The sequence below is a fragment of the Paludibacterium denitrificans genome, assembly GCF_009707705.1.
In the GTDB taxonomy this organism is placed as follows: domain Bacteria; phylum Pseudomonadota; class Gammaproteobacteria; order Burkholderiales; family Chromobacteriaceae; genus Paludibacterium_A; species Paludibacterium_A denitrificans.
Genome location: NZ_WLYX01000001.1, coordinates 815,825 through 838,777, shown reverse-complemented (window position 1 = coordinate 838,777; position 22,953 = coordinate 815,825). Strand labels below are relative to the sequence as shown.

The following is a 22,953-nucleotide window of genomic DNA, read 5'->3' as shown; positions in this document are numbered from 1 at the left end:
CGGATGCGGCTTACTGACGCGAGCTGCATTCACGCTTGTCCTGCACAACGGATTGTTCCTTGGTAAGCTGCTTTTCCACCAGATCAGCAAGGCTTACCTTGGACAGATATTCAAAAATGGTGGCGTTCAGATTGGTCCACAAGTCATGGGTCATACAACGGTTGTTGCCATGACAGTTTTCGCGCCCGCCACACTGGGTCGCATCCACCGGTTCATCCACGGCGGCGATGATGTCGGACACGGCAATGTCGACCGGTGTCTTGGCCAAATTATACCCGCCACCGGGGCCGCGTACGCTTTCCACCAGTTCGGCCCGGCGTAATTTGCCAAACAACTGCTCCAGATAGGATAGCGAGATGCTCTGGCGTTCGCTGATTCCCGCCAGCGTGACCGGGCCCTTGGCTTCGCGCATGGCCAAATCAAGCATGGCCGTTACCGCAAAGCGGCCTTTTGTGGTTAAACGCATGGTCTCGGACTCCTTCAATCGTTCTGGAGTGATTATATCTAATTTCCGACTAATTTAGTCAACTATTTGTGACGCGGGGTAATCATGCGTTTGCATGAGAGCGCCCCTCCGGCCGGAAAGTTGAGCATTTTACTAGGTTTTTTGGGCGATGGGGATGGATTTCTTGCCGGTGTCCGTGTCGCTTTCGTGTATGATTGGATCAAACAATTGTTTTAATTGGGTCGCTGCTGACGGTGCTCGGACAGGGTGTGATGAGCGCGCTCACGGCTGGCGATCACACGGAAGGAACCGTCATGAATAAAGTCGTGATTAGCGGGAGCGGCCTGTTCACGCCGCCGCATGTGATCAGTAATGCCGAGCTGGTCGAAGCGTTTAATCGGTATGTTCAGGACTTCAACGACAGCCATCAGGCCGAGATCGACGCCGGTACGCTGGCCGCGCTGGCGCCATCCAGTACCGAATTCATTGTCAAGGCGTCGGGCATCGAGCAACGTTATGTCATGGACAAGGCGGGGATTCTCGACCCGCAACGCATGACACCTTATTTGCCGCAGCGTCCCGATGATCAGCTGTCGCTGCAGGCGGAAATGGCAGTGGCGGCGGCACGTGAAGCGCTGCAGCGGGCAGGGCGCACGGGGGCGGATATCGACATGGTCATTGTCGCTTGCTCCAATCTGTCGCGGCCGTATCCTGCGGTTGCCATTGAAGTGCAGCACGCCCTCGGCATTGACGGCTACGCCTTTGACATGAACGTGGCCTGTTCTTCCGCCACTTTTGGTATCCAGAACGGCGTCAACGCCATTCAGTGCGGCCAGGGCGCGCGCGGTGCTGATGGTGAATCCGGAAATCTGCACGGCACACCTCAATTTCCGTGATCGTGACAGCCATTTCATCTTTGGCGATGCCTGTACCGCGCTGGTGCTGGAGCGGGCGGACGCGGCGGTTTCGGCCAACGCGTTTGAAGTGCTGGGCAGCCAGCTGGCTACACGCTTCTCCAATAACATTCGCAATAACTTCGGTTTTCTCAATCGCTGCGACGAAGCCGGAATCGGACAGCCAGACAAGCTGTTTGTGCAGCAAGGGCGCAAGGTATTCAAAGAGGTGTGCCCGCTGGTGGGAGAGCATATCGCCGGTCATTTACAGGCTTTGGCGCTCGCGCCACAGGCGGTACGACGCTTCTGGCTGCATCAGGCCAATCTCAGCATGAACCAGCTGATTGCCCGTCGCGTGTTGGGGCGTGACGCGTCGCTGGACGAAGCGCCGGTGATTCTGGACCGTTACGCCAATACCAGCTCGGCGGGGTCGATCATTGCCTTCCATCTGCACCATGCCGACTTACGGGCTGGCGATATTGGTGTGATCTCGTCGTTTGGTGCGGGCTATTCGGTTGGTAGCGTGGTCATTCGCAAGTGTTGAGCCCTGCCGTGGTCGGTTAAGGTTGGCCGAAAAACGGCGCTGCTGCTCTCGTGGAATAACAACTATTGGCGCTTTGCCTGTTCCGTTGTGCCGCCGGGGAATTGGGGCTATCCGGCAGGGCTAGTCTGGCTGATGCGGCTCCCTTGATTTGCGTCAAACGCTATTTGAGGGGCGGCTGGTAATCGTGGCGCTGCCGTGATGGTGGCGTCGCCGATGTGGGTGGGTGGTTCGGGGACGTTACCAACCGGCACCCTCTTTATTCCCGTCTCTCCAGCTTTCCCGCCTGTTGTTTGTGATACCAGAAGTGTTAGCGCTGTAATAATTGTTGCCCTCCGCTATGACTTCGGTTGTCTGCAGCAGTGAATAATTACGCCTGCCGCATTATTAATCTGGCAAATTTTTAGCGCATTGCAGCAAAAATGGCTTTACCCTCTGAGGTGTGCACGTTACATTCCGCTTTGCGCCATCCACTCAAAGGAATCTCCGAATTGAAGCGAGCTGTCTATGCCGGAAGTTTTGACCCAGTAACCAACGGTCACCTGTGGATGATTCGTGAAGCGGTGGAGCTGTTTGACGAGTTGGTGGTGGCGGTTGGCGTCAATCCGGAAAAGCACTGTACCTTCAGTGTGGGGGAACGGGTGGATATGCTACGGGCGGTCACGCGTGGCTTCGATAAATTGCGCGTCGACGTATTCGAGAACCAGTTTCTGGTCGACTACGCGCAAAGCGCGGGTGCCAATTACATCGTGCGCGGTATCCGCACCGCCAGCGATTACGAGTACGAGCGCACCATGCGCTATATCAATTCCGACCTGCATCCGGATATCACCACCGTTTTCCTGCTGCCGCCGCGCGAATATGCCGAAGTGTCGTCCACCATGGTCAAGGGCCTGGTCGGGCCGCATGGCTGGGAAAACGTCATACGCCAATACCTGCCGGAACCGGTCTACCGCAAGCTGATGGCCATGTATACGCCAAAATGAACAGTGTTCGGCCCCTCAGGGTTGGCCGAATACCTGCGCGCCAGTACCATGCGACTGGCGCGTATTTTTTTGTCAGGCCATTGGGCTGGCAAATGTTTGTCTCATTAAAGTTTTCAAGGAATCGTCATGGTGGATGTCTCTCCCTTTGCTAATCGGCTGGCCAAGAATGTCAAACATTTCTCCAAATGGGCCCGTCGGCAGGGGCTGGATGCTTGGCGTGCCTATGACCGCGATGTGCCGCAATTCCCTTTTGCCGTGGACATCTATAAGGATCGGGTGCACCTGCAGGAATATGACACCGGTTGGGAGATGCCGGACGAGGCCTATCGCGGCTGGGTCGATGCCGTGGTGGAATCTATCGCCAGTGTGCTGGAAATTCCGCCCGGCCACGTCACGCTGAAAAACCGCTTAGCGCCAGAAAGGGATTAGCCAGTACGAAAAAGTCGGGCAGGGCGGCAAGGATTTTGTCGTTGAAGAATTCGGCCAACGTTTCATCGTCAATCTGGACGCCTATCTGGATACCGGGCTGTTTCTTGATCACCGCAACACCCGCAAGCGCGTACGCGCACAAGCCTCCGGTAAGCGATTTCTCAATCTGTTTGCCTACACCGGCAGCTTTACCGTCTACGCCGCCGCCGGTGGTGCCGTCAGTTCGGAAACGGTCGACATGTCCAACACCTATCAGGATTGGGCGCGGCGCAATTTCGAACTCAATGGACTCGATCTGTCGCGCCATCAGCTGATTCGTGCCGATGTGTTCCAGTATCTGGAGGGCGCCGTGCAGGAAGGTCGCCAGTTTGATCTCATCGTGATGGACCCGCCGTCGTTTTCCAACTCCAAGAAAATGCGCGATGTACTGGACGTGCAGCGTGACCACTTATGGCTGATCGACCACGCCATGGCACTGCTGGCAAGCGGCACGCTTTATTTCTCCAATAACCTGCGCAGTTTTGTTCTGGATAACCGCTTGCTGGACGATTACGCCATTCAGGACATCAGCAACCAGTCGGTGCCGGAGGATTTTCGTAACCGTAAAATCCACCAGTGCTATCGCATTCAGCACAAGGGCGCCTGACATGCCACAGATGATCCTCGAATACAGCACGGGCGTGAGTCTGGATATCCCCGTTACCTTGCAGGCGCTCAATGGAGTATTGGCCGATACCGGATTGTTTAGCGTTGGTGACATCAAAACCCGGGCTGTGCAGCGAGAGCACTGGCTCACCGGCGTCGAACCGGGTAAAGCCCCATTTGTGCATCTGCAACTTTATATCCTCAGTGGGCGCGAACTGAGTGTGCGCCAGCAACTGTCGGCGCAGCTGCTGGAAACATTGCCACACTATATTACTGGCCCGGCCGGTACCCAGCTTTGCGTGGAAATCCGCCAGATCGAGCGCGAGAGCTATCGCAAACTCATTCTCTGAGTGGGTGTTTCGGCCAACCCTTAGCGTGTGCCAATCACTGCCATTGGTAAAAACCATCGGCTCGTCGGCTTGCAACGCGCCCCCTTGGCCTGCATATCCATAGCGTTATCTTCAATGCAGGCCGGTAGTCCCGGCAGAAAGGCCGTCATGGCGCACATTACTGTTACCGCGGAAACCTTCAACGACACTGTCGATCGTGACGGCATCGTCATTCTGGATTTCTGGGCACCCCGGTGTGGGCCATGCAAAATGTTTGGCCCAACCTTCGAGGCTGCGGCGGCCAACCACCCTGATATCGTATTCGGCAAAATCAATACAGAAGAACAGCAAGAGCTGGCTGCACACTTCGGCATTCGTTCCATTCCTACCCTGATTGTGTTGAAAGACCGCGTGATGGTGTTCAATCAGGCTTAAGCGCCATGATGGCGACGCAGTTTGAACAACTCATCCAGGCTGTACGTGATCTGGACATGAACAAGGTGCAGGCAGAGATGGCTGCAAATGCCCAACCGTCCGTGTAATGGCTCAACCAGATTGGTGCCCGGCATCAATAGCGCCCACATAAATTTGTAACAGCTGCATGATAATCTGGTCGCAGCTTATTTCTTTCGATTCCGGGCCCCCGCACAGGGGGCCTATTTTTTTCTTTAAATTTATCGGCTTGGAACAGTCGGCAGGGAAATGTTCGGGGTTTTTAGCAAAAAGGTGTTGACGGGTGTGGCCGGGGTGGGTATAGTTCGCCTCCTCAGCTGACGACGCAACGGAAACGAAGCGGTTGGCACCGATCTTTAACAGAAAGAATAACCGATAGGTGTGAGTGCTTGGTAGAAGCCAACACTTGCACTGCAAGAGACAGAAATACTTGTTTTATTTCTTTGATCTTGCGTGCCAGAAATTTGCTAAGAGATTGAACTGAAGAGTTTGATCCTGGCTCAGATTGAACGCTGGCGGCATGCTTTACACATGCAAGTCGAACGGCAGCACGGGAGCTTGCTCCTGGTGGCGAGTGGCGAACGGGTGAGTAATGCGTCGGAACGTGCCGAGTAATGGGGGATAACGCTTCGAAAGGAGTGCTAATACCGCATACGCTCTGAGGAGGAAAGCGGGGGACCTTCGGGCCTCGCGTTATTCGAGCGGCCGACGTCGGATTAGCTAGTTGGTGGGGTAAAGGCTTACCAAGGCGACGATCCGTAGCGGGTCTGAGAGGATGATCCGCCACACTGGGACTGAGACACGGCCCAGACTCCTACGGGAGGCAGCAGTGGGGAATTTTGGACAATGGGGGCAACCCTGATCCAGCCATGCCGCGTGTCTGAAGAAGGCCTTCGGGTTGTAAAGGACTTTTGTCAGGGAGGAAATCCCGGTCGTTAATAGCGATCGGGGATGACAGTACCTGAAGAATAAGCACCGGCTAACTACGTGCCAGCAGCCGCGGTAATACGTAGGGTGCGAGCGTTAATCGGAATTACTGGGCGTAAAGCGTGCGCAGGCGGTTGTGCAAGTCTGATGTGAAAGCCCCGGGCTTAACACCGGGAACGGCATTGGAGACTGCACGACTAGAGTACGTCAGAGGGGGGTAGAATTCCACGTGTAGCAGTGAAATGCGTAGAGATGTGGAGGAATACCGATGGCGAAGGCAGCCCCCCGGGATGATACTGACGCTCATGCACGAAAGCGTGGGGAGCAAACAGGATTAGATACCCCGGTAGTCCACGCCCTAAACGATGTCAATTAGCTGTTGGGGGTTTGAATCCTTGGTAGCGTAGCTAACGCGTGAAATTGACCGCCCGGGAGTACGGCCGCAAGGTTAAAACTCAAAGGAATTGACGGGGACCCGCACAAGCGGTGGATGATGTGGATTAATTCGATGCAACGCGAAAAACCTTACCTGCTCTTGACATGTACCGAACCTCTGAGAGATTAGAGGGTGCCCGAAAGGGAGCGGTAACACAGGTGCTGCATGGCTGTCGTCAGCTCGTGTCGTGAGATGTTGGGTTAAGTCCCGCAACGAGCGCAACCCTTGTCATTAGTTGCCATCATTAAGTTGGGCACTCTAATGAGACTGCCGGTGACAAACCGGAGGAAGGTGGGGATGACGTCAAGTCCTCATGGCCCTTATGAGCAGGGCTTCACACGTCATACAATGGTCGGTACAGAGGGTTGCCAAGCCGCGAGGTGGAGCTAATCTCAGAAAACCGATCGTAGTCCGGATCGCACTCTGCAACTCGAGTGCGTGAAGTCGGAATCGCTAGTAATCGCAGATCAGCATGCTGCGGTGAATACGTTCCCGGGTCTTGTACACACCGCCCGTCACACCATGGGAGTGGGGGATACCAGAAGTGGCTAGGATAACCTTCGGGGGTCCGGTTACCACGGTATGCTTCATGACTGGGGTGAAGTCGTAACAAGGTAGCCGTAGGGGAACCTGCGGCTGGATCACCTCCTTTCTAGAGAAAGGCGGAAGCCGAGTACTCACAACCTATCGGTTGTTCTGGAAGTTAAGGGCATGGAGTTTAGCCGGAAGGCGAGACGCCATCGTCAACTGGGTTTGTAGCTCAGCTGGTTAGAGCACCGTCTTGATAAGGCGGGGGTCGTTGGTTCGAGTCCAACCAGACCCACCATTTGACCTGTTGGGGGATTAGCTCAGTTGGGAGAGCACCTGCTTTGCAAGCAGGGGGTCGTCGGTTCGATCCCGTCATCCTCCACCACTCAGCCCAAACAAAAGCGCATCGTCGAGAGGCGGTGAATTTTTGTTTGCGTTGACAGACCGCAAGGTCGTACGCTCGATCTTTAACAAACTGAAGAAGCCGAATTAACAAGACGGCAAGAAGGAAAACGGAGTTAAGTCTTCGTTGGAAAGCTTGTCGACTTTGGGTAATTTGATTGTATCGATGTCATGTCGCCATATCAAAAGGGGCGGTGTGACATGTCGCACAAACACAGCCTGTTGTGGAAGTAACCAGGTTACTGAAATGATAGGGTCAAGCGACTAAGTGCATCTGGTGGATGCCTTGGCGATCACAGGCGATGAAGGACGTGTAAGCCTGCGAAAAGCGCGGGGGAGCTGGCAATAGAGCTTTGATCCCGCGATATCCGAATGGGGGAAACCCACCTAGCAATAGGTATCCCTGACTGAATACATAGGTCAGTGGAAGCGAACCGAGTGAACTGAAACATCTAAGTAACTCGAGGAAAAGAAATCAACCGAGATTCCGTCAGTAGTGGCGAGCGAACGCGGAACAGCCTGTACTCTTTATGACTTGGCTTAGTCGAAGGCTCTGGAAAGTGCCACCGTAGTGGGTGATAGTCCCGTAGACGAAAAGCCATGGCAAGAACTAAGTGTACGAAAAGTAAGGCGGGACACGCGAAATCCTGTCCGAAGATGGGGGGACCATCCTCCAAGGCTAAATACTCGTGATCGACCGATAGTGAACCAGTACCGTGAGGGAAAGGCGAAAAGAACCCCGGGAGGGGAGTGAAATAGAACCTGAAACCGGATGCATACAAACAGTGGGAGCCTCGCAAGGGGTGACTGCGTACCTTTTGTATAATGGGTCAGCGACTTACATTCAGTGGCAAGCTTAACCGAATAGGGGAGGCGTAGGGAAACCGAGTCCGAATAGGGCGTCTTAGTCGCTGGGTGTAGACCCGAAACCGAGTGATCTATCCATGGCCGGATGAAGGTGCGGTAACACGCACTGGAGGTCCGAACCCACTAATGTTGCAAAATTAGGGGATGAGCTGTGGATAGGGGTGAAAGGCTAAACAAACTCGGAGATAGCTGGTTCTCCCCGAAAACTATTTAGGTAGTGCCTCATGTATCACTTCCGGGGGTAAAGCACTGTTATGGCTAGGGGGTCATTGCGATTTACCAAACCATGGCAAACTCTGAATACCGGAAAGTGCAAGCATGGGAGACAGACGGTGGGTGCTAACGTCCATCGTCAAGAGGGAAACAACCCAGACCGCCAGCTAAGGTCCCAAATGATAAGCTAAGTGGTAAACGAGGTGGGAAGGCCTAGACAGCCGGATGTTGGCTTAGAAGCAGCCATCATTTAAAGAAAGCGTAATAGCTCACTGGTCGAGTCGTCCTGCGCGGAAGATGTAACGGGGCTCAAGCTTATAACCGAAGCTGCGGATGCACAGTTTACTGTGCGTGGTAGGGGAGCGTTCTGTAGGTCTGTGAAGGTGTGTCGTAAGGCATGCTGGAGATATCAGAAGTGCGAATGCTGACATGAGTAGCGATAAAGCGGGTGAAAAGCCCGCTCGCCGAAAGCCCAAGGTTTCCTACGCAACGTTCATCGGCGTAGGGTGAGTCGGCCCCTAAGGCGAGGCTGAAAAGCGTAGTCGATGGGAAACGGGTTAAAATTCCCGTACTTTCGTATAGTGCGATGTGGGGACGGAGAAGGTTAGGTCAGCCGGTGTTGGATGCCCTGGTTCAAGCCGGTAGGCTGGAGAGGTAGGCAAATCCGCCTCTCCTTAAGGCCGAGACGTGATAACGAGGATCTACGGATCTGAAGTGACTGATACCACGCTTCCGGGAAAAGCCACTAAGCTTCAGCTATACGAGAACCGTACCGCAAACCGACACAGGTGGGCAGGATGAAAATTCTAAGGCGCTTGAGAGAACTCAGGAGAAGGAACTCGGCAAATTGATACCGTAACTTCGGGAGAAGGTATGCCTGTTGTGGTGTAAACCCTTGCGGTTGAAGCTACGACAGGTCGCAGAGAATCGGTGGCTGCGACTGTTTAACAAAAACACAGCACTCTGCCAACACGAAAGTGGACGTATAGGGTGTGACGCCTGCCCGGTGCCGGAAGGTTAAGTGATGGGGTGCAAGCTCTTGATCGAAGCCCCGGTAAACGGCGGCCGTAACTATAACGGTCCTAAGGTAGCGAAATTCCTTGTCGGGTAAGTTCCGACCCGCACGAATGGCGTAACGATGGCCACACTGTCTCCTCCTGAGACTCAGCGAAGTTGAAGTGTTTGTGAAGATGCAATCTACCCGCTGCTAGACGGAAAGACCCCGTGAACCTTTACTGTAGCTTTGCATTGGACTTTGAAGTGGTTTGTGTAGGATAGGTGGGAGGCTTAGAAGCCGGGACGCTAGTTCTGGTGGAGCCAACCTTGAAATACCACCCTGACCCCTTTGAGGTTCTAACTTTGGTCCGTTATCCGGATCGGGGACAGTGCATGGTAGGCAGTTTGACTGGGGCGGTCTCCTCCCAAAGTGTAACGGAGGAGTTCGAAGGTTACCTAGGTACGGTCGGAAATCGTGCTGATAGTGCAATGGCAAAAGGTAGCTTAACTGCGAGACCGACAAGTCGAGCAGGTGCGAAAGCAGGACATAGTGATCCGGTGGTTCTGAATGGAAGGGCCATCGCTCAACGGATAAAAGGTACTCCGGGGATAACAGGCTGATTCCGCCCAAGAGTTCACATCGACGGCGGAGTTTGGCACCTCGATGTCGGCTCATCACATCCCGGGGCTGTAGCCGGTCCCAAGGGTATGGCTGTTCGCCATTTAAAGTGGTACGTGAGCTGGGTTCAAAACGTCGTGAGACAGTTTGGTCCCTATCTGCAGTGGGCGTTGGAAGTTTGACGGGGGCTGCTCCTAGTACGAGAGGACCGGAGTGGACGAACCTCTGGTGTACCGGTTGTCACGCCAGTGGCATTGCCGGGTAGCTAAGTTCGGAAGAGATAACCGCTGAAAGCATCTAAGCGGGAAACTCGCCTGAAGATGAGACTTCCCTGAGGGCTTGACCCTCCTGAAGAGTCGTTCGAGACCGGGACGTTGATAGGTCGGGTGTGGAAGCGCTGTGAGGCGTGAAGCTAACCGATACTAATTGCTCGTGAGGCTTGATCCTATCATTTGAGTGGCTTGGGAAACCGAGCTGGCTGTAAATGTGCGACGTGCAATCAATTACCGAAATCATAAGTTAATTCAGGGTTGAGAGATCAACCCAAGGCTTCTTGCAGTTTGTTGACAGCTTATGTCTGGTGGCCATAGCGAGGTGGTCCCACGCCTTCCCATCCCGAACAGGACCGTGAAACGCCTTAGCGCCGATGATAGTGTGGCATTCGCCATGTGAAAGTAGGACACCGCCAGACTCCCCTTACGAAGCCCAGCTCAATCAGCTGGGCTTCTTGCATTTCACACCGGCCACCGCGCCTTCTCCTCTGGCTCCATGGCCGGGCCGCGCCTTGGCTTAAGGTCCCCGGCTCCGCATCCTGTCCTGTCTTAATCCGTGAACAAGCGGTCCCTGCCCGTGTCGAGCAGTGAGGGCTATTTCCTTGCTGATACTTGTCGTTGATTACGTGGTGTTACAGCATCAGGTTGAGCATTCTGTCGATGCGTACTCGACTCAAACGTGTGAGCAGTTTTCTGACTTTCACCGGATAGTGACGCGGGGATTCCAGTTCGCGGTAATGCTCGATCAACCGCGTGTCCTGGCAGATTCGCTGCTGCTCTTGCTGACTTTGCTCTTTGAGTTCTGCTTTGGGATCGTGGATGAGCAAGGCGTTTTCCAGGTCCAGACGGAAGGCTCGCGGATTGAGATTGTTGCCCGTCAGGAGGATGTACTGATCATCGCTCCAGATGCCCTTGAGGTGGTAGGTATGCTCTTGCTGTTGCCAGAGGCGTATGTGGAGCTGGCCTTGCGTAATCTGTTTCTGGTGCTTCTTGATAAAGCGTCTCAGGTTCATTTCGTACAGATACGGCAAGGCGCCGATCAGTTTGAACGGTTCTGATTCGGGTATGTAGAAGTCATTGGCGGTTTTGTCGCCAATAATGATTTCGATTTCTACTCCGTTACGCAAAGCGCGGTTAATCGCTCGCGTGATGGCCAGAGGGAAATTGAAATAAGGGGTGCAAATAATGAGTTTTTGCCGTGTCTTGCTGAGTAGCTGAATGATCAGGCGATTGAGCGGGTTATTTTTGCCCGGCCTGCCAATGGCATGATGGACAACTCGTCCCGGCTGGCGTGGATACCGGGCAGGGTGTACTTGGCACGGCTGAGCCGGTTTCTGAATTGCCGGATTTCATGGCGGATGCTGCGCGTGGTCGGTACGGGCTGGTCGAGACGGAATACCGCCGGATCATTACAGAAGTAACGCGCGATGAAGCTTACCATGCTTTCGGCCAACCTTGCGTTGTGGATGAGATGGTAACGGTCGAGGCGGTAACGTTCCTGTTTGTGCAGGTAGACGTTGTTCAGGCTGGCGCCGCTGTAGAGTACGCTGTTGTCGACGATGAAGCCTTTCAGGTGCAGAACGCCAAATAGTTCGCGGGTCTGGACCGGAATGCCGTAAACAGGCAAATCGACGTTGTGCAGTTGTCGTTGTGCCTGATACCAGCGGGCGTTACAGCTTTGTGAGGCTTCGCCGATACGTCCGCGTTGTGCCCGGTGCCAGTCCACCAGAATCCGGATGTCCAGCTGTGGCCGTGCGGTTTTGGCTTGATACAGTGCCGCCAGAACTTCCTGTCCGGCTTCGTCGTTTTCCAGATAGAGCGCCGCAATGTAAATGCGCTGTTCTGCACCGGGCGATGGCCTTGAGCAAGGTTTGACGGAATTCGAGCGGGCTGTTCAGAGTGATGAAATCGGCCGCATCCAGAGCGATTTTAGGAAGTCGCTCCAGCGATGGAGGCGTAAGAAGAAAAGCCATGACTGACCGGTGTGCAACGTTTAATCGACGCATGCTACCACCGAATGCGCGCGGGCGATATGTTCGAGGTCTTGGCGGGAAACTTGTTCATCGTCCAAGCTTGTCGCGCAGGCGGTAATACAGTGTTGCCAAGCGGACGAGGCTGTTCTGTAGTGCCAGTGGCAGCGGTAGCCTGCTCTCAGGTAAAGCGGCCAATAGATCGAAGTCTTTTGAGGTGCCGGTAATGGCATTGGCGATGAGCCAGCCAGCCAGCCCACTCAGCGCGACTCCATGCCCGGCAAACCCCTGAGCGTAATAGACGCGTGAACCTTCCCGGCCTAATTGCGGCAGCTTGTTGAGCCCGATGTCGATATAGCCGTGCCAGCTGTAGTCGATTTTGCAGGAAGCCAGTGAAGGAAAGATACTGCCAAGCTTGCGTTGTCTCTCCTGGATGACAAAGCTTTCGTGCCGCTCCGGGCGATGCGCGCGACCACCAAACAGCAGACGATGGTCGGGCGTGAGGCGGAAGTAATCCAGTAGATGATTGCTGTCGCAAACGGCTGCGTTGCCGGGAAGGAGTTGCTGGGCATGCTCCTGCCCCAGTGGTTCGGTGGCGATGATGTGGGAGGCGACGGGTACAAAGCGGCGGCGCAGGGTTGGCCGAAGTCGGCCGATGTCGACATTACAGGCCAGAATGGCCGTACCGGCACGAATCAGCCCTCTGGCGGTACGAATGGTTACGGCGTGTGCGGTTTCTTCGAGGGCGACCGCCGGGCTGGCTTCGAAGATGTTGACGCCCAGTTGCGAGGCGGCACGGGCCAGTCCTTGCGCGTAGCGTAACGGCTGAATGTGACCGCAACGGCGATCGTACAAGCCCGCGCGGTAGGTCGGCGAGTGGATGTGTTGTGCTAGTTCCGCTTCGTCCAGCCACTGGGTGTCGTTGTGGCCATAGTCGGCCAGTTGTTGCTGCCAGCCTTGTAGCTGCGCGATCTGATGCGGGGTGCTGGCAGTGGTCAGATAACCCCAATGCAGGTGGCAGTCGATTTTGTGCTTTGTGATGCGCTCGGCCAGGAGATCGACTCCGGCCAGCGAGAGTTCCCAGCACTGCCGTGCCATGGACTCCCCCAGTTGCTTGCGTAATTGACTTTGCGGTGCGGCAAATCCGTGGAGAACTTGCCCGCCGTTGCGCCCCGAGGCGCCGTAGCCGATCAGCGCGCCTTCCAGCAGTGCCACGCTAAGCCCCTTTTCGGCCAACGTTAGTGCGCTCGACAGCCCGGTAAATCCTCCTCCAATCACTGCGACATCGACATCCAGTGCGGATTGCAGCAAGGGATAGCGCTCGGTGAAGCGCGCCTCGTCGGAGTACCAGCTATGAAGTGGAAACCCTTTGAAATCGGTCAGGTGCGGGGCAATTGGCATCGACATGATCGGCTTCCCTGAAAATTGAGTGAGGGCGGCAGTGACAAGGTGTCCTTCAGCAAGAAACAGGCCTGCATGGTGCTTTGCATCGATTCGGCTGGCATGGTGATAGCTGTCGCTAATGTTTTCCGCTATACGCTTGTTTCATGTGCTTACGATGAGTTGTCGCTCCACAGGCGATAGGCGTGTCATGGCGATGCCTTATCTTGGTGCAAGATGCCTGCTTGCTAATTGGTAGGCTGGCCTGAAGCCATGATGACAAGAGCGCTGAATTACCTGCCCGACCGCCCGGCGCGGCGCCGTTAGTGGTTGGCCGAATGGCATGCACTGGCGAAATGTGCAAAAATTCCGGTAACTAGACGAATTGCAGGTTTACTCCATGCTGGACCGGGACGGATACCGCCCCAATGTTGGAATCATCCTCATCAACGGCAAGAATGAGGTGTTCTGGGGCAAGCGGGTGCGTGAACACTCGTGGCAGTTTCCGCAAGGAGGCATCAAACCCGGCGAAAGTCCCGAAGCGGCCATGTACCGCGAACTTCTGGAAGAAGTGGGGCTGTTGCCGCAGCACGTAAAGATTCTCGGCCGAACCCGCGACTGGATGCGTTATGACGTCCCCATTAATTGGGTGCGACGTGAATGGCGCGGCAGTTACAAGGGACAAAAACAGATCTGGTTTTTGCTCAAGCTGGTGGGGCGGGAATGTGACGTGTGCCTCCGTGCAACCAATCATCCTGAATTTGATGGCTGGCGCTGGAATGATTACTGGGCGCCAGTGGATGCCGTCATCGACTTCAAGCGCGATGTCTATATCCGTGCGCTGACCGAATTGACGCGCTTTCTCAAAGGGGTAGAAAGCCGCGACGACTACTTGCTGCGCGTCGGCGCCAAACCTGATGAGCCGGAAGCCTATTGATGCCGTTAACCGTGCAGATACCCGCTCGTCCGTGGTTGCCATTTTGTGGCGCCCTGCTGGTCATGCTGTGGTCGGTGGTGCGGCCTCATGATTACCCTACCGGTGGCTGGAAGCGATTCCGGCCCTGATCGGTTTGCCGGTCGTGTGGTGGTTGTGGCCGCGCTTTGCCCGGGAAGCTGGCGGTATGGATGATGGCGCTACATGCCTGCATTTTGCTGGTGGGGGCGCACTACACCTATGCGCAGGTGCCATTGGGCTTCTGGGTGCAGGACGCCTTGGGCCCGGCGCGCAATCATTATGACCGGCTGGGCCATCTGGCGCAGGGGGCCATTCCGGCTATTCTGGCCCGGGAAGTGCTGGCACGCCGTACGCACTTGCTCGGCGGTTGGCTGGGGTTTCTCACCACCTGTTTCTGTCTCGCGTTGTCCGCCTTGTATGAGTTGATCGAGTGGTGGACAGCCGTAGCGCTGGGGGCCGGGGCTGATGCGTTTCTTGCCACGCAGGGTGATCCGTGGGATACCCAGTGGGATATGTTCTGCGCCCTGATCGGCTCGGTAGCCAGTCAATTCCTCTTTTATCGTTGTCACAACCGTCAGTTGGCCGAACTGGCCAATACTGATCTGGATAGCCTCGAAACAACATGACGCAACAGTACGACGAATCTTCGGTACGGGTACTCAAAGGCCTGGAGCCGGTGAAAGAACGCCCGGGCATGTATACCCGGACCACCGACCCGACCCACATCTGTCAGGAGGTGATCGACAATGCGGCCGATGAGGCTCTGGGTGGTTATGCCCGCAAGATCGCCGTCACGGTGCATCAGGATGGTTCCCTCAGCGTAGAGGACGATGGCCGCGGGATTCCCGTGGGCTTGCATCCCACCGAGAATGTACCGGTGGTCGAGTTGGTCTTTACCCGGCTGCACGCTGGTGGCAAGTTCAACAAGAAAGACGGTGGTGCCTACGCCTTTTCCGGTGGTCTGCATGGCGTAGGGGTTAGTGTCACCAATGCGCTGTCGACCCGTCTGGAAGTGGAAGTGAAGCGCGATGGCGGAGTGTACCGGCTAGTTTTCTCCGGTGGCGATGTGATCGAGCCGCTGACACAGGTTGGCGAATGTGGCCCGCGTACCAGCGGCACCCGGGTACGGGTGTGGCCGGATGCCCGCTATTTTGAAAGCCCGCGCTATTCCTTGCCTGATCTGGAGCGCTTGTTGCGTGCCAAGGCGGTGCTGTTGCCCGGGGTGTCGGTATCCTTGACGCTGGAGAAAGCCAGTGGCGATGAAGTGAAGTCCTGGCATTATCCGGAAGGGTTGAAAAGCTATCTGGCAGAATTGTGCAATGGCGATGAGCCGGTGGCGCCGCTCTTTGCTTAAGCGAAGCGTTTATCGGTGACGAACATGAACAGTTTGCCCGAGGTGAAGGCGCACAGTGGGCAATGGCCTGGTTTGAGGACGGTGCCAGTGGCGAGAGCTATGTCAACCTGATTCCTACACCGCTGGGCGGAACGCACGAGGCCGGGCTGCGGGCGCAGCGTGTTCGAAGCCGTGAAGGGATTTGTCGACCATCACAATTTGCTGCCCCGTGGCGTCAAGCTGATGGCAGAAGATGTGTGGAGCCGGGTGCGTTTTGTGTTGTCGGCCCGTGTGCTCGACCCTCAGTTTCAGGGCCAGACCAAGGATAAGCTGACCAGCCGCGATGCGCTCAAGCTGATTTCCGGCCTGGTGCGCGATCCGGTTGAATTGTGGCTGAGTCAGAACGTCGAGGCGGGCAAGAAGATTGCCGAGTTGGCGATTCGTCAGGCACAAAGCCGTCTCAAATCGGTGAAGAAGGTCGAGAAAAAGAAAGGCTCCGGCGTGGCGGTATTGCCGGGCAAGCTGACCGATTGCGAAAGCGAAGACATCGAGCGCAACGAGTTGTTTCTGGTGGAAGGCGACTCTGCCGGTGGTTCGGCCAAGCTGGCGCGCGACAAGGAATATCAGGCTATCCTGCCGTTGCGCGGCAAGGTGCTCAATAGCTGGGAAACCGATCGGGACCAGTTGTTTTCCAACGCGGAAATCCACGATATTTCCGTGGCGATCGGGGTTGATCCGCATGGCCCGGACGATACCCCCGACCTGAGCGGGCAGCGCTATGGCAAGATCGCCATCCTCTCCGATGCCGATGTGGACGGTTCGCATATTCAGGTTTTGCTGCTGACGCTGTTTTTCCGCCATTTCCCACGCCTGATCGAGAACGGCAACGTCTACATCGCTCAGCCTCCGCTGTTCCGTGTGGATGTGCCGGGGCAAGGCAAGAATCGGCCGCCACGCAAGATTTATGCGCTGGATGAGGCGGAGCTGGATGCCATTCTGGATCGCTTGCGTAGTGAAGGGGTGAAGGAAACCGCGTGGAGTATTTCGCGCTTCAAGGGTCTGGGTGAAATGAACCCCGAGCAGCTGAAAGATACCACCATGAACCCGGATACCCGTCGCCTGACCCGGTGCGCGTCAGACCTGGCGAATTGGCGCATACCCGCGAGATGTTCATCATGCTGATGGGCAAGGGTGAAGCGTCCAGCCGTCGTAGCTGGATGGAGGCCAAGGGGAACGAGGTCGAGGCTGACGTGTAGCGATGTTGGCCTTGGTAGGGAAAAGCGGCCTTTGCCGCTTTTTTTATGCGCTGGCGGCGGAGCGGCTGATGCCTCTGCCAGAGTAGCGACCTTGATCCAAGTCGGGGACGCCATCTTGCTTAAGCAAGGTATAATGCCCGCCAATTTCACCGACATTCAGCCATCATGACCCAGCTCAAGAACGACACTTTTTTGCGTGCCCTGCTCAAGCAGCCGGTTGACTATACCCCGATCTGGATGATGCGCCGGTAAGCCGTTATTTACCGGAATACCGTGCCACGCGTGCCCGCGCTTAAGCAGCTTTATGGGCCTGTGCACCAGCCCGGAGTTTGCCACCGAGGTGACGTTGCAACCGCTGGAGCGTTTTCCGTTGGATGCCGCCATTCTGTTCTCCGATATCCTGACTGTGCCGGATGCCATGGGGTTGGGGCTGTATTTTGCCGAGGGCGAAGGTCCCAAGTTTGAACGGCCGTTACGTGATGAAGCCGCCATTCAGGCGCTGTCCGTGGCACCGCTGGAGAAGTTGCAATATGTATTTGATGCGGTGACCAGCATTCGCCGTGCGCTGGATGGCCGTGTGCCGCTGATCGGTTTTTCCGGCAGCCCGTTTACCCCGGCGTGTTATATGATCGAAGGCGGCAGTTCGGCCGACTTCCGTCACGTCAAGGCGATGTTGTATAGCTTAGCCGGAGCTGCTGCACCGTGTGCTTGGCATTACCGCGCAGAGCGTGACGGCGTATCTGAATGCGCAGATCGATGCTGGCGCTCAGGCCGTGCAAATCTTTGATACACCGGGGCGGTGCGTTGACGCCTGCGGCGTATCGTGAATTCTCGCTCGCCTACATGCAGCAGATCGTCTCGGGACTCAAGCGTGAAGCAGATGGCCGCCGTGTGCCGGTCATTGTGTTTACCAAGGGCGGTGGGCAGTGGCTGGAAGATATCGCGGCGATCGGAGCCGATGCAATTGGCCTCGACTGGACCACCGATATCGGTCAGGCGCGTGCTCGGGTAGGCGACAAGGTGGCGTTGCAGGGGAACATGGACCCGAATACCTTGTTTGCCGAGCCTGCCGCGATTGAACAGGAGGCCTCCCGCATTCTGGCGGCGTATGGTCATGGCTCGGGCCACGTTTTCAATCTGGGGCATGGCATTTCGCAGTTTGCCCAGCCTGAGCATGCCGCCGCGCTGGTGGAGGCGGTGCATCGCCTGTCGCGTACTTACCATCAGCCCGGCTGATTGCGGTCATGGATGTTGTTGAGGCGGCCATTGGTTTTCCAGTGGCCGTTTTGCTTTGACTGGTGGCAACCATGGGGGATTGACAGTTTTGGCGTGTGGTGTTCCTGAAGTTATGCACACGCGCTACCGGGTTGTCTTTTACCTGTCAAGAGCGTTGGGCAAGATTGATGCAATATTTTTAAGTCATTGAAAATAAAAAGAAATTTTGTTTGATTAATTTTTGTGCAATCCAGCGGGAACGGCGATCCAGCTTATTTTGCCGGGTAATCCTCAAGGTTGTGCACAAAGTTATCCACAGTTTTTGTGTGTAGTTGGCGCAAAGCCTTGTCGGCGCTGGGTTTTAAGGGGATTGCATGGAACGAACGGATGCCGGACAGGTGCAGGTGGCGGTGGATGTGCCGCTGTTTGGCACGTTCAGTTATCTGACGTCTTGCGCCGTTGAGGTGGGGCAACGAGTGTGCGTGCCGTTTGGTGGGCGCCAGTTGTGCGGTGTTGTGGTGAATTTGGCCTCTCAACCTGACTTGGACCCGGCAAAGCTCCGTTCGTTGGGGCGGCCGTTGTCGGGTGTACCGCCATTACCTGCCGATTTTCTGGCGATGGTGCAGTTTGCCGCTGATTATTACCACCATCCACTTGGTCAGACGCTATTTACCGCCTTGCCCACTGCCTTGCGTGCACCACGCGATGTGGTCCTGCCGGATAACCGTGGCTGGGCGCTGACCCCTGCCGGGCAACAGAGTAGGCTTAACGGCCCGGCAACGTGCACGGTTGGCACTGTGGCTGGCCTTGCAAGCGGGGCCGTTATCCTTGACGCAAGCGCGGCAGGTGACGCCACAAGCCAGCAAGCTGTTGGCCGAATGGCTGGCTAGCGGTTGGGTGGAGCGGGTGGAGCCAATGCCTGCTGCCTTGACGATTACCCCCGGGCCGGATCTGAATGCCGAACAACAGGCGGCGCTGCGGGCGCTAACGGCACAACCCGATGGGTTTCAGCCGTGGCTGTTGCACGGTGTAACGGGCAGTGGCAAGACCGAGGTGTACTTGCAATGGATAGGTCAGCGCCCGGCCGAGCGGCGTCAGGTGCTGGTGTTGGTGCCGGAAATCAACCTGACTCCGCAGCTGATCGAACGCTTTGAGCGCCGCTTCCCGTCATCGCATCTGGTGGTACAGCACAGTAATCTGGCCGATGGAGAGCGCCTCAAAGGCTGGGTGGCGGCATGGCAGGGCGAGGCGGATATTGTCATTGGCACCCGCTTGTCGGTGTTTACGCCGTTGCCGCGACTGGGCCTGATTGTGGTGGACGAGGAGCATGATGGCTCGTTCAAGCAGCAGGATGGGTTACGCTACCATGCCCGTGACCTGGCGGTGTGGCGTGCGCGTACGGCGGGCGTGCCGGTGCTGCTGGGCAGCGCAACCCCCAGTCTGGAAACGGTGGCCAATGTGGTGGCTTAGCCGTTATCGCAAACTGGTGTTGTCGCAGCGCGCACACGGCGCGGCCCGGTTGCCGGAGATTCATTTGGTGGATACCCGGCGGCAAAAGTTGATCGACGGGTTGGCCGAACCGGTGATTGCGGCGTTGCAGCAGCGGTTGGCGCGGCGGCAGATGAGCCTGGTGTTCATCAACCGGCGAGGATTCGCCCCGGTGGTGGCCTGCAGTGATTGCGGCTGGACCAGTGGCTGCCCGCGTTGCTCCACCAAGCTGGTGGTGCATCTGCCGGAGCGCAAGTTGCGTTGCCACCATTGCGGCTGGGAGCAAGCGGTGCCGCTTGTCCGGAATGTGGCAATCCGGATATCAAGCCGCTGGGGCAGGGCACGCAGCGGCTGGAAGCGGCGTTGAGCCGGTTGTTGCCGCAAGCGCGCTTGTTGCGTATCGACCGTGACACCACACGCCACAAAGCGGCACTGGGACGATATCTACCGCAAGGTCAATCAGGGCGAGGTGGATATCCTGGTCGGCACGCAAATGCTCGCCAAGGGGCATGATTTTGGCACGCTATCATTGGTGGTGGTGCTCAATGCCGATGGCGGGCTGTATTCGGCTGATTACCGTGCCTCCGAGCGCTTGTTTGCCCAGCTGATGCAGGTGTCTGGCCGGGCTGGCCGGGCCGAAACCGCCGGGCTGGTACTGGTGCAAACGCAGTGGCCGGAGCACCCGTTATACCAGTCGCTGGTGGCACATGATTTTTATGGTTTTGCGGATGCCTTGTTGGCCGAACGGCAGATGGCCGGTTTCCCGCCCGCGGTGTATCAGGCGCTGCTGCGAGCCGATGCCGCACAGCTGGACGAGGCAACGGCGTTTCTGACTGCCGTGCGCGAGCAGATCGAAACGTTGGCCGAAAACGTGCTGGTGTCCGGCCCGGCGCCAGCGCTGATGGTGCGGCTGGCCAACCGCGAGCGGGCACAATTGATGCTCGAATCGCCGCGGCGCGCTGACTTGCACCGTTTTCTTGAGCAATTGCTGCCCGTGGTTGAGGCGGCCGCCCGCCGCCATGGCAAGGGATTACGCTGGTCGCTGGATGTCGACCCGCAGGAGATGTAGATGACACGATGGATACGACAACTGCTGGCGCTTGGCATGCTGGGTGCGGCTTTGCCTGCATGTGCGCTGGATTTGCATGGGTTCAAGCCGGATGAAATTGCCCTCTGGGCGGCGCCGGTCGAGGGGCGCGGGATTCTGACCAGCCATCGCGCCGATGTGCCAGTCAACCCGGCGTCTACCATGAAGCTGCTCACCTCCGGGCGGCGCTTAACCGGCTGGGGCCAACCTACCGCTGGAAAACCGATCTGGTGTCGGCGGCGCCGTTGGAAAATGGCGTACTCAAGGGCGATGTGTACTGGCTGGGACGTGGTGATCCGCGCTTTTCCAATGCCAACTTGCAGCAGCTGTTGCGGGAATTGCGGCGGCGCGGCATCCAGCAGATCGATGGTCGTCTGGTGCTGGATCGTCAGGCGTTCAGCCGCATCGCCTCGGCCGAGAAATTTGGCGGTGATGACGGCAAAACCTTCATGGTTGATCCCGATACCCAGCTGACGCAGCTTAAAGTGGCCTGGCTGCACTTTTATCACGATGACAATGGCCCGCGTGTGGCGTTGGACCCGGCGCTGCCCGGGGTGACACTTTCGGCCAACTTGCAGCCCGGCGGGCAAGGGGCCTGCGGCGATGTGCGGCAGCATGTGCATATTCATGAGGCCGACAACCAGATTCGCGTCAGCGGTACGCTGCCACGCCGTTGCGATGGCCAGCAGGCCTTTGTCAACGTGCTCGATCACGTCGGTTACGCCGGTCAGGCATTTACCGCGTTGTGGCATGAGCTGGGCGGCCAAGGACCGCGCGAGGTGACTGTCGGTGCTGCGCCCAGCAATGCGCGATTGCTGGCCAGCTTCGAATCCGAGCCATTGCCGGTTGAGTTGGCCGAAATGAACAAATACAGCAACAACACCATGGCGCGGGCGTTGTACCTGACACTGGGGCGCGAAGACGGCCATAGCCCCGATACCGTCGCCAATGCCGAATACGCCGTGCGGCGCACGTTGGCCGAAAACCATATCTCCGACGAACCGCTGGTGCTGGAAAATGGCGCAAACAGCCTGTCGCGGCGTGAACGGGTATCGGCGCACATGCTGGGTGAGGTCTTGCTCAATAGCGCACGTGGCCCGTATGTTAGGCGAATTCATCGCCAGCCTGCCGATTGCCAGTACCGACGGGACCCTGAAAAAACGTTTCAAGGACGTGGGGCCGCGGCTACGCCTGAAAACCGGCACGCTGAGCAACGTCAAGGCGCTGGCCGGTTACTGGCAGGCGCCGGATGGGCGCCGTCTGGCGCTGGTGGCCATCGTCAACAGCCCGCGGGCCTTGGCCATGGGCAAGGCGCTGGATCAGGTTGTGGACGATGTCATCGAGCGTTTTGCCAGCGCGGCGCCCTAACATCGGCCTGACCGCCATCCGGGGCCAGTGAAGTTTGACGCTATAATCGGCGTTCAAGAACCATCTGTATTCAGCAAGGAAAAAGGCCATGAAAGCCGTCACCATGTATACCACCGCCGTGTGCCCGTATTGCATTCGTGCCAAGCAGTTGCTGGCCAGCAAAGGGGTGGAGGCCATCACGGAAATCCGCATCGATCTGCAACCGGACGAACGCGACAAGATGATGAGCCTGACCGGCCGCCGTACCGTGCCGCAAATCTTTATTGGCGACACGCACGTTGGTGGCTGTGATGATCTGCTGGCCCTGAACCGGGCAGGTAAACTGGATATCTTGCTGGCCGACTGAGGCCGCGTGCAGTCACTGGTCCGAACCCGCCTTTTCATGCGATGATGCGGACTGAATCCTGATTCCAATCCGGCTGCCATGGCAGCCTTACGCGAGATACGACATGAGCGAGCAACAAGACGTACAACCGGTTTTCTCCATTGAAAAAATCTACGTGAAGGACCTCTCCCCGGAAGTGCCGCATGCCCCGCAGGTCTTCCCGGAAGAAGCACAGCCTGAAATCGACATGCAGATCGCCAGCACCGGCAACCAGATCGATGACGGTTTCTTTGAAGTGAGCCTGACCGTTACCGTCACCGCCAAACTGCCGGAAAAAACCATGTTCCTGGTGGAAGTGGCACAAGCCGGTATCTTCCGTGTGCAGAACGTCCCGGTCGAAGATATCGACCCGATTCTGGGTGTCGCCTGCCCCAACATCCTGTTCCCGTATGCCCGCGAAGCGGTGTCCAGCGTGATCAACCGTGCCGGCTTCCCGCCGGTACTGCTGTCGCCGATCAACTTCGAGGCGCTGTACATGCAACAACGTGCAGGCCAGGCCGAAGCCGGTAACGCCTGATTAAGAGTGCTGCCATGA

The 22,953-nt window shown here is 56.9% G+C and carries 18 protein-coding genes, 2 tRNA genes, 3 rRNA genes and 4 pseudogenes; 23 read left to right on the top strand and 4 right to left on the bottom strand.

Going from position 1 to position 22,953, the window contains the following annotated elements; translation table 11 throughout:
• Nucleotides 1-10: 10 nt before the first annotated feature.
• Nucleotides 11-466: a Fe-S cluster assembly transcriptional regulator IscR gene (gene iscR, locus GKE73_RS05715; RefSeq protein WP_230369398.1), complete on the bottom strand. Its 456-nt coding sequence runs from the start codon at nucleotides 464-466 to the stop codon at nucleotides 11-13.
• 293 nt (nucleotides 467-759) lie between these two features.
• On the opposite strand from iscR, the gene GKE73_RS05710 reads away from it, so the two are divergent.
• The 11 genes and pseudogenes from GKE73_RS05710 (at nucleotide 760) to rrf (ending at nucleotide 10,400) form a co-directional block, all read left to right on the top strand.
• Nucleotides 760-1,341, top strand: coding sequence for a hypothetical protein (locus tag GKE73_RS05710; protein WP_230369397.1), 582 nt, complete (start codon nucleotides 760-762; stop codon nucleotides 1,339-1,341).
• Nucleotides 1,298-1,882: a beta-ketoacyl-ACP synthase III gene (locus tag GKE73_RS05705; protein WP_230371408.1), complete on the top strand. Its 585-nt coding sequence runs from the start codon at nucleotides 1,298-1,300 to the stop codon at nucleotides 1,880-1,882. The genes GKE73_RS05710 and GKE73_RS05705 overlap by 44 nt, the downstream gene beginning before the upstream one ends.
• A gap of 488 nt (nucleotides 1,883-2,370) precedes the next feature.
• Nucleotides 2,371-2,865 carry a pantetheine-phosphate adenylyltransferase gene (gene coaD, locus GKE73_RS05700; RefSeq protein ID WP_280954782.1) on the top strand — a complete coding sequence of 165 codons (495 nt, stop codon included), beginning with the start codon at nucleotides 2,371-2,373 and terminating at the stop codon, nucleotides 2,863-2,865.
• 126 nt (nucleotides 2,866-2,991) lie between these two features.
• Nucleotides 2,992-3,940 (top strand): annotated as a pseudogene (locus GKE73_RS05695) (class I SAM-dependent methyltransferase).
• A 1-nt stretch (nucleotide 3,941) separates the two neighbouring features.
• Nucleotides 3,942-4,289 carry a 5-carboxymethyl-2-hydroxymuconate Delta-isomerase gene (locus GKE73_RS05690; RefSeq protein WP_230369396.1) on the top strand — a complete coding sequence of 116 codons (348 nt, stop codon included), beginning with the start codon at nucleotides 3,942-3,944 and terminating at the stop codon, nucleotides 4,287-4,289.
• 147 nt (nucleotides 4,290-4,436) lie between these two features.
• Nucleotides 4,437-4,703: a thioredoxin family protein gene (locus tag GKE73_RS05685; RefSeq protein ID WP_230369395.1), complete on the top strand. Its 267-nt coding sequence runs from the start codon at nucleotides 4,437-4,439 to the stop codon at nucleotides 4,701-4,703.
• Between the two features lie 495 nt (nucleotides 4,704-5,198).
• Nucleotides 5,199-6,736, top strand: a 16S ribosomal RNA gene (locus tag GKE73_RS05680).
• A 97-nt stretch (nucleotides 6,737-6,833) separates the two neighbouring features.
• Nucleotides 6,834-6,910, top strand: a tRNA-Ile gene (locus GKE73_RS05675).
• An 11-nt stretch (nucleotides 6,911-6,921) separates the two neighbouring features.
• Nucleotides 6,922-6,997 (top strand) — tRNA-Ala (locus GKE73_RS05670).
• 271 nt (nucleotides 6,998-7,268) lie between these two features.
• Nucleotides 7,269-10,156 (top strand): 23S ribosomal RNA (locus tag GKE73_RS05665).
• Between the two features lie 129 nt (nucleotides 10,157-10,285).
• Nucleotides 10,286-10,400 (top strand): 5S ribosomal RNA (gene rrf / locus GKE73_RS05660).
• The 16S, 23S and 5S rRNA genes sit together here with 2 tRNA genes alongside, the layout of an rRNA operon.
• Before the next feature lie 213 nt (nucleotides 10,401-10,613).
• Here rrf and pssA read toward each other — a convergent pair.
• From pssA to GKE73_RS05645, 3 genes are all read right to left on the bottom strand, one after another.
• Nucleotides 10,614-11,201 carry a CDP-diacylglycerol--serine O-phosphatidyltransferase gene (gene pssA / locus GKE73_RS05655; RefSeq protein ID WP_230371406.1) on the bottom strand — a complete coding sequence of 196 codons (588 nt, stop codon included), beginning with the start codon at nucleotides 11,199-11,201 and terminating at the stop codon, nucleotides 10,614-10,616.
• Between the two features lie 2 nt (nucleotides 11,202-11,203).
• Entirely contained in the window at nucleotides 11,204-11,794 is a 591-nt protein-coding gene (locus tag GKE73_RS05650) for a hypothetical protein (RefSeq protein WP_230371405.1), read from the bottom strand.
• 247 nt (nucleotides 11,795-12,041) lie between these two features.
• Nucleotides 12,042-13,358 (bottom strand): NAD(P)/FAD-dependent oxidoreductase, encoded by a 1,317-nt coding sequence (locus tag GKE73_RS05645; protein WP_230369394.1) that lies wholly within the window; start codon nucleotides 13,356-13,358, stop codon nucleotides 12,042-12,044.
• Nucleotides 13,359-13,731: 373 nt separating this feature from the next.
• On the opposite strand from GKE73_RS05645, the gene GKE73_RS05640 reads away from it, so the two are divergent.
• From GKE73_RS05640 to secB, 12 genes and pseudogenes are all read left to right on the top strand, one after another.
• Nucleotides 13,732-14,268 carry an RNA pyrophosphohydrolase gene (locus GKE73_RS05640; protein ID WP_230369393.1) on the top strand — a complete coding sequence of 179 codons (537 nt, stop codon included), beginning with the start codon at nucleotides 13,732-13,734 and terminating at the stop codon, nucleotides 14,266-14,268.
• 164 nt (nucleotides 14,269-14,432) lie between these two features.
• Complete coding sequence (locus GKE73_RS05635) at nucleotides 14,433-14,912, top strand: DUF2238 domain-containing protein (RefSeq protein WP_280954781.1); 480 nt, start codon at nucleotides 14,433-14,435, stop codon at nucleotides 14,910-14,912.
• Nucleotides 14,909-16,875, top strand: a pseudogene (gene parE, locus GKE73_RS05630) (DNA topoisomerase IV subunit B). The gene GKE73_RS05635 and the pseudogene parE overlap by 4 nt, the downstream one beginning before the upstream one ends.
• Nucleotides 16,876-17,040: 165 nt before the next feature.
• Nucleotides 17,041-18,111 (top strand): annotated as a pseudogene (hemE, locus tag GKE73_RS25365) (uroporphyrinogen decarboxylase).
• A gap of 353 nt (nucleotides 18,112-18,464) precedes the next feature.
• Nucleotides 18,465-18,980, top strand: coding sequence for a primosomal protein N' family DNA-binding protein (locus GKE73_RS05620; RefSeq protein WP_230369391.1), 516 nt, complete (start codon nucleotides 18,465-18,467; stop codon nucleotides 18,978-18,980).
• Entirely contained in the window at nucleotides 18,919-19,560 is a 642-nt protein-coding gene (locus GKE73_RS05615) for a DEAD/DEAH box helicase (RefSeq protein ID WP_230369390.1), read from the top strand. Before GKE73_RS05620 ends, GKE73_RS05615 begins: the two co-directional genes overlap by 62 nt.
• Nucleotides 19,547-19,945, top strand: a complete 399-nt coding sequence (locus tag GKE73_RS05610) for a hypothetical protein (protein WP_230369389.1) — start codon at nucleotides 19,547-19,549, stop codon at nucleotides 19,943-19,945. The genes GKE73_RS05615 and GKE73_RS05610 overlap by 14 nt, the downstream gene beginning before the upstream one ends.
• Nucleotides 19,946-19,984: 39 nt before the next feature.
• Nucleotides 19,985-20,647, top strand: a complete 663-nt coding sequence (locus GKE73_RS05605; RefSeq protein ID WP_230369388.1) for a helicase-related protein — start codon at nucleotides 19,985-19,987, stop codon at nucleotides 20,645-20,647.
• A 248-nt stretch (nucleotides 20,648-20,895) separates the two neighbouring features.
• Nucleotides 20,896-21,711, top strand: a pseudogene (locus GKE73_RS05600) (D-alanyl-D-alanine carboxypeptidase/D-alanyl-D-alanine-endopeptidase); the annotation flags it as partial.
• A complete protein-coding gene (locus GKE73_RS24565; RefSeq protein WP_312854542.1) occupies nucleotides 21,614-22,033 on the top strand; it encodes a D-alanyl-D-alanine carboxypeptidase in 420 nt (139 codons plus the stop codon). The pseudogene GKE73_RS05600 and the gene GKE73_RS24565, both read left to right, overlap by 98 nt.
• Nucleotides 22,034-22,121: 88 nt before the next feature.
• A complete protein-coding gene (gene grxC / locus GKE73_RS05590) occupies nucleotides 22,122-22,379 on the top strand; it encodes a glutaredoxin 3 (protein WP_230369387.1) in 258 nt (85 codons plus the stop codon).
• A gap of 103 nt (nucleotides 22,380-22,482) precedes the next feature.
• Entirely contained in the window at nucleotides 22,483-22,935 is a 453-nt protein-coding gene (secB, locus tag GKE73_RS05585) for a protein-export chaperone SecB (RefSeq protein ID WP_230369386.1), read from the top strand.
• The last annotated feature ends 18 nt before the right edge of the window (nucleotides 22,936-22,953 follow it).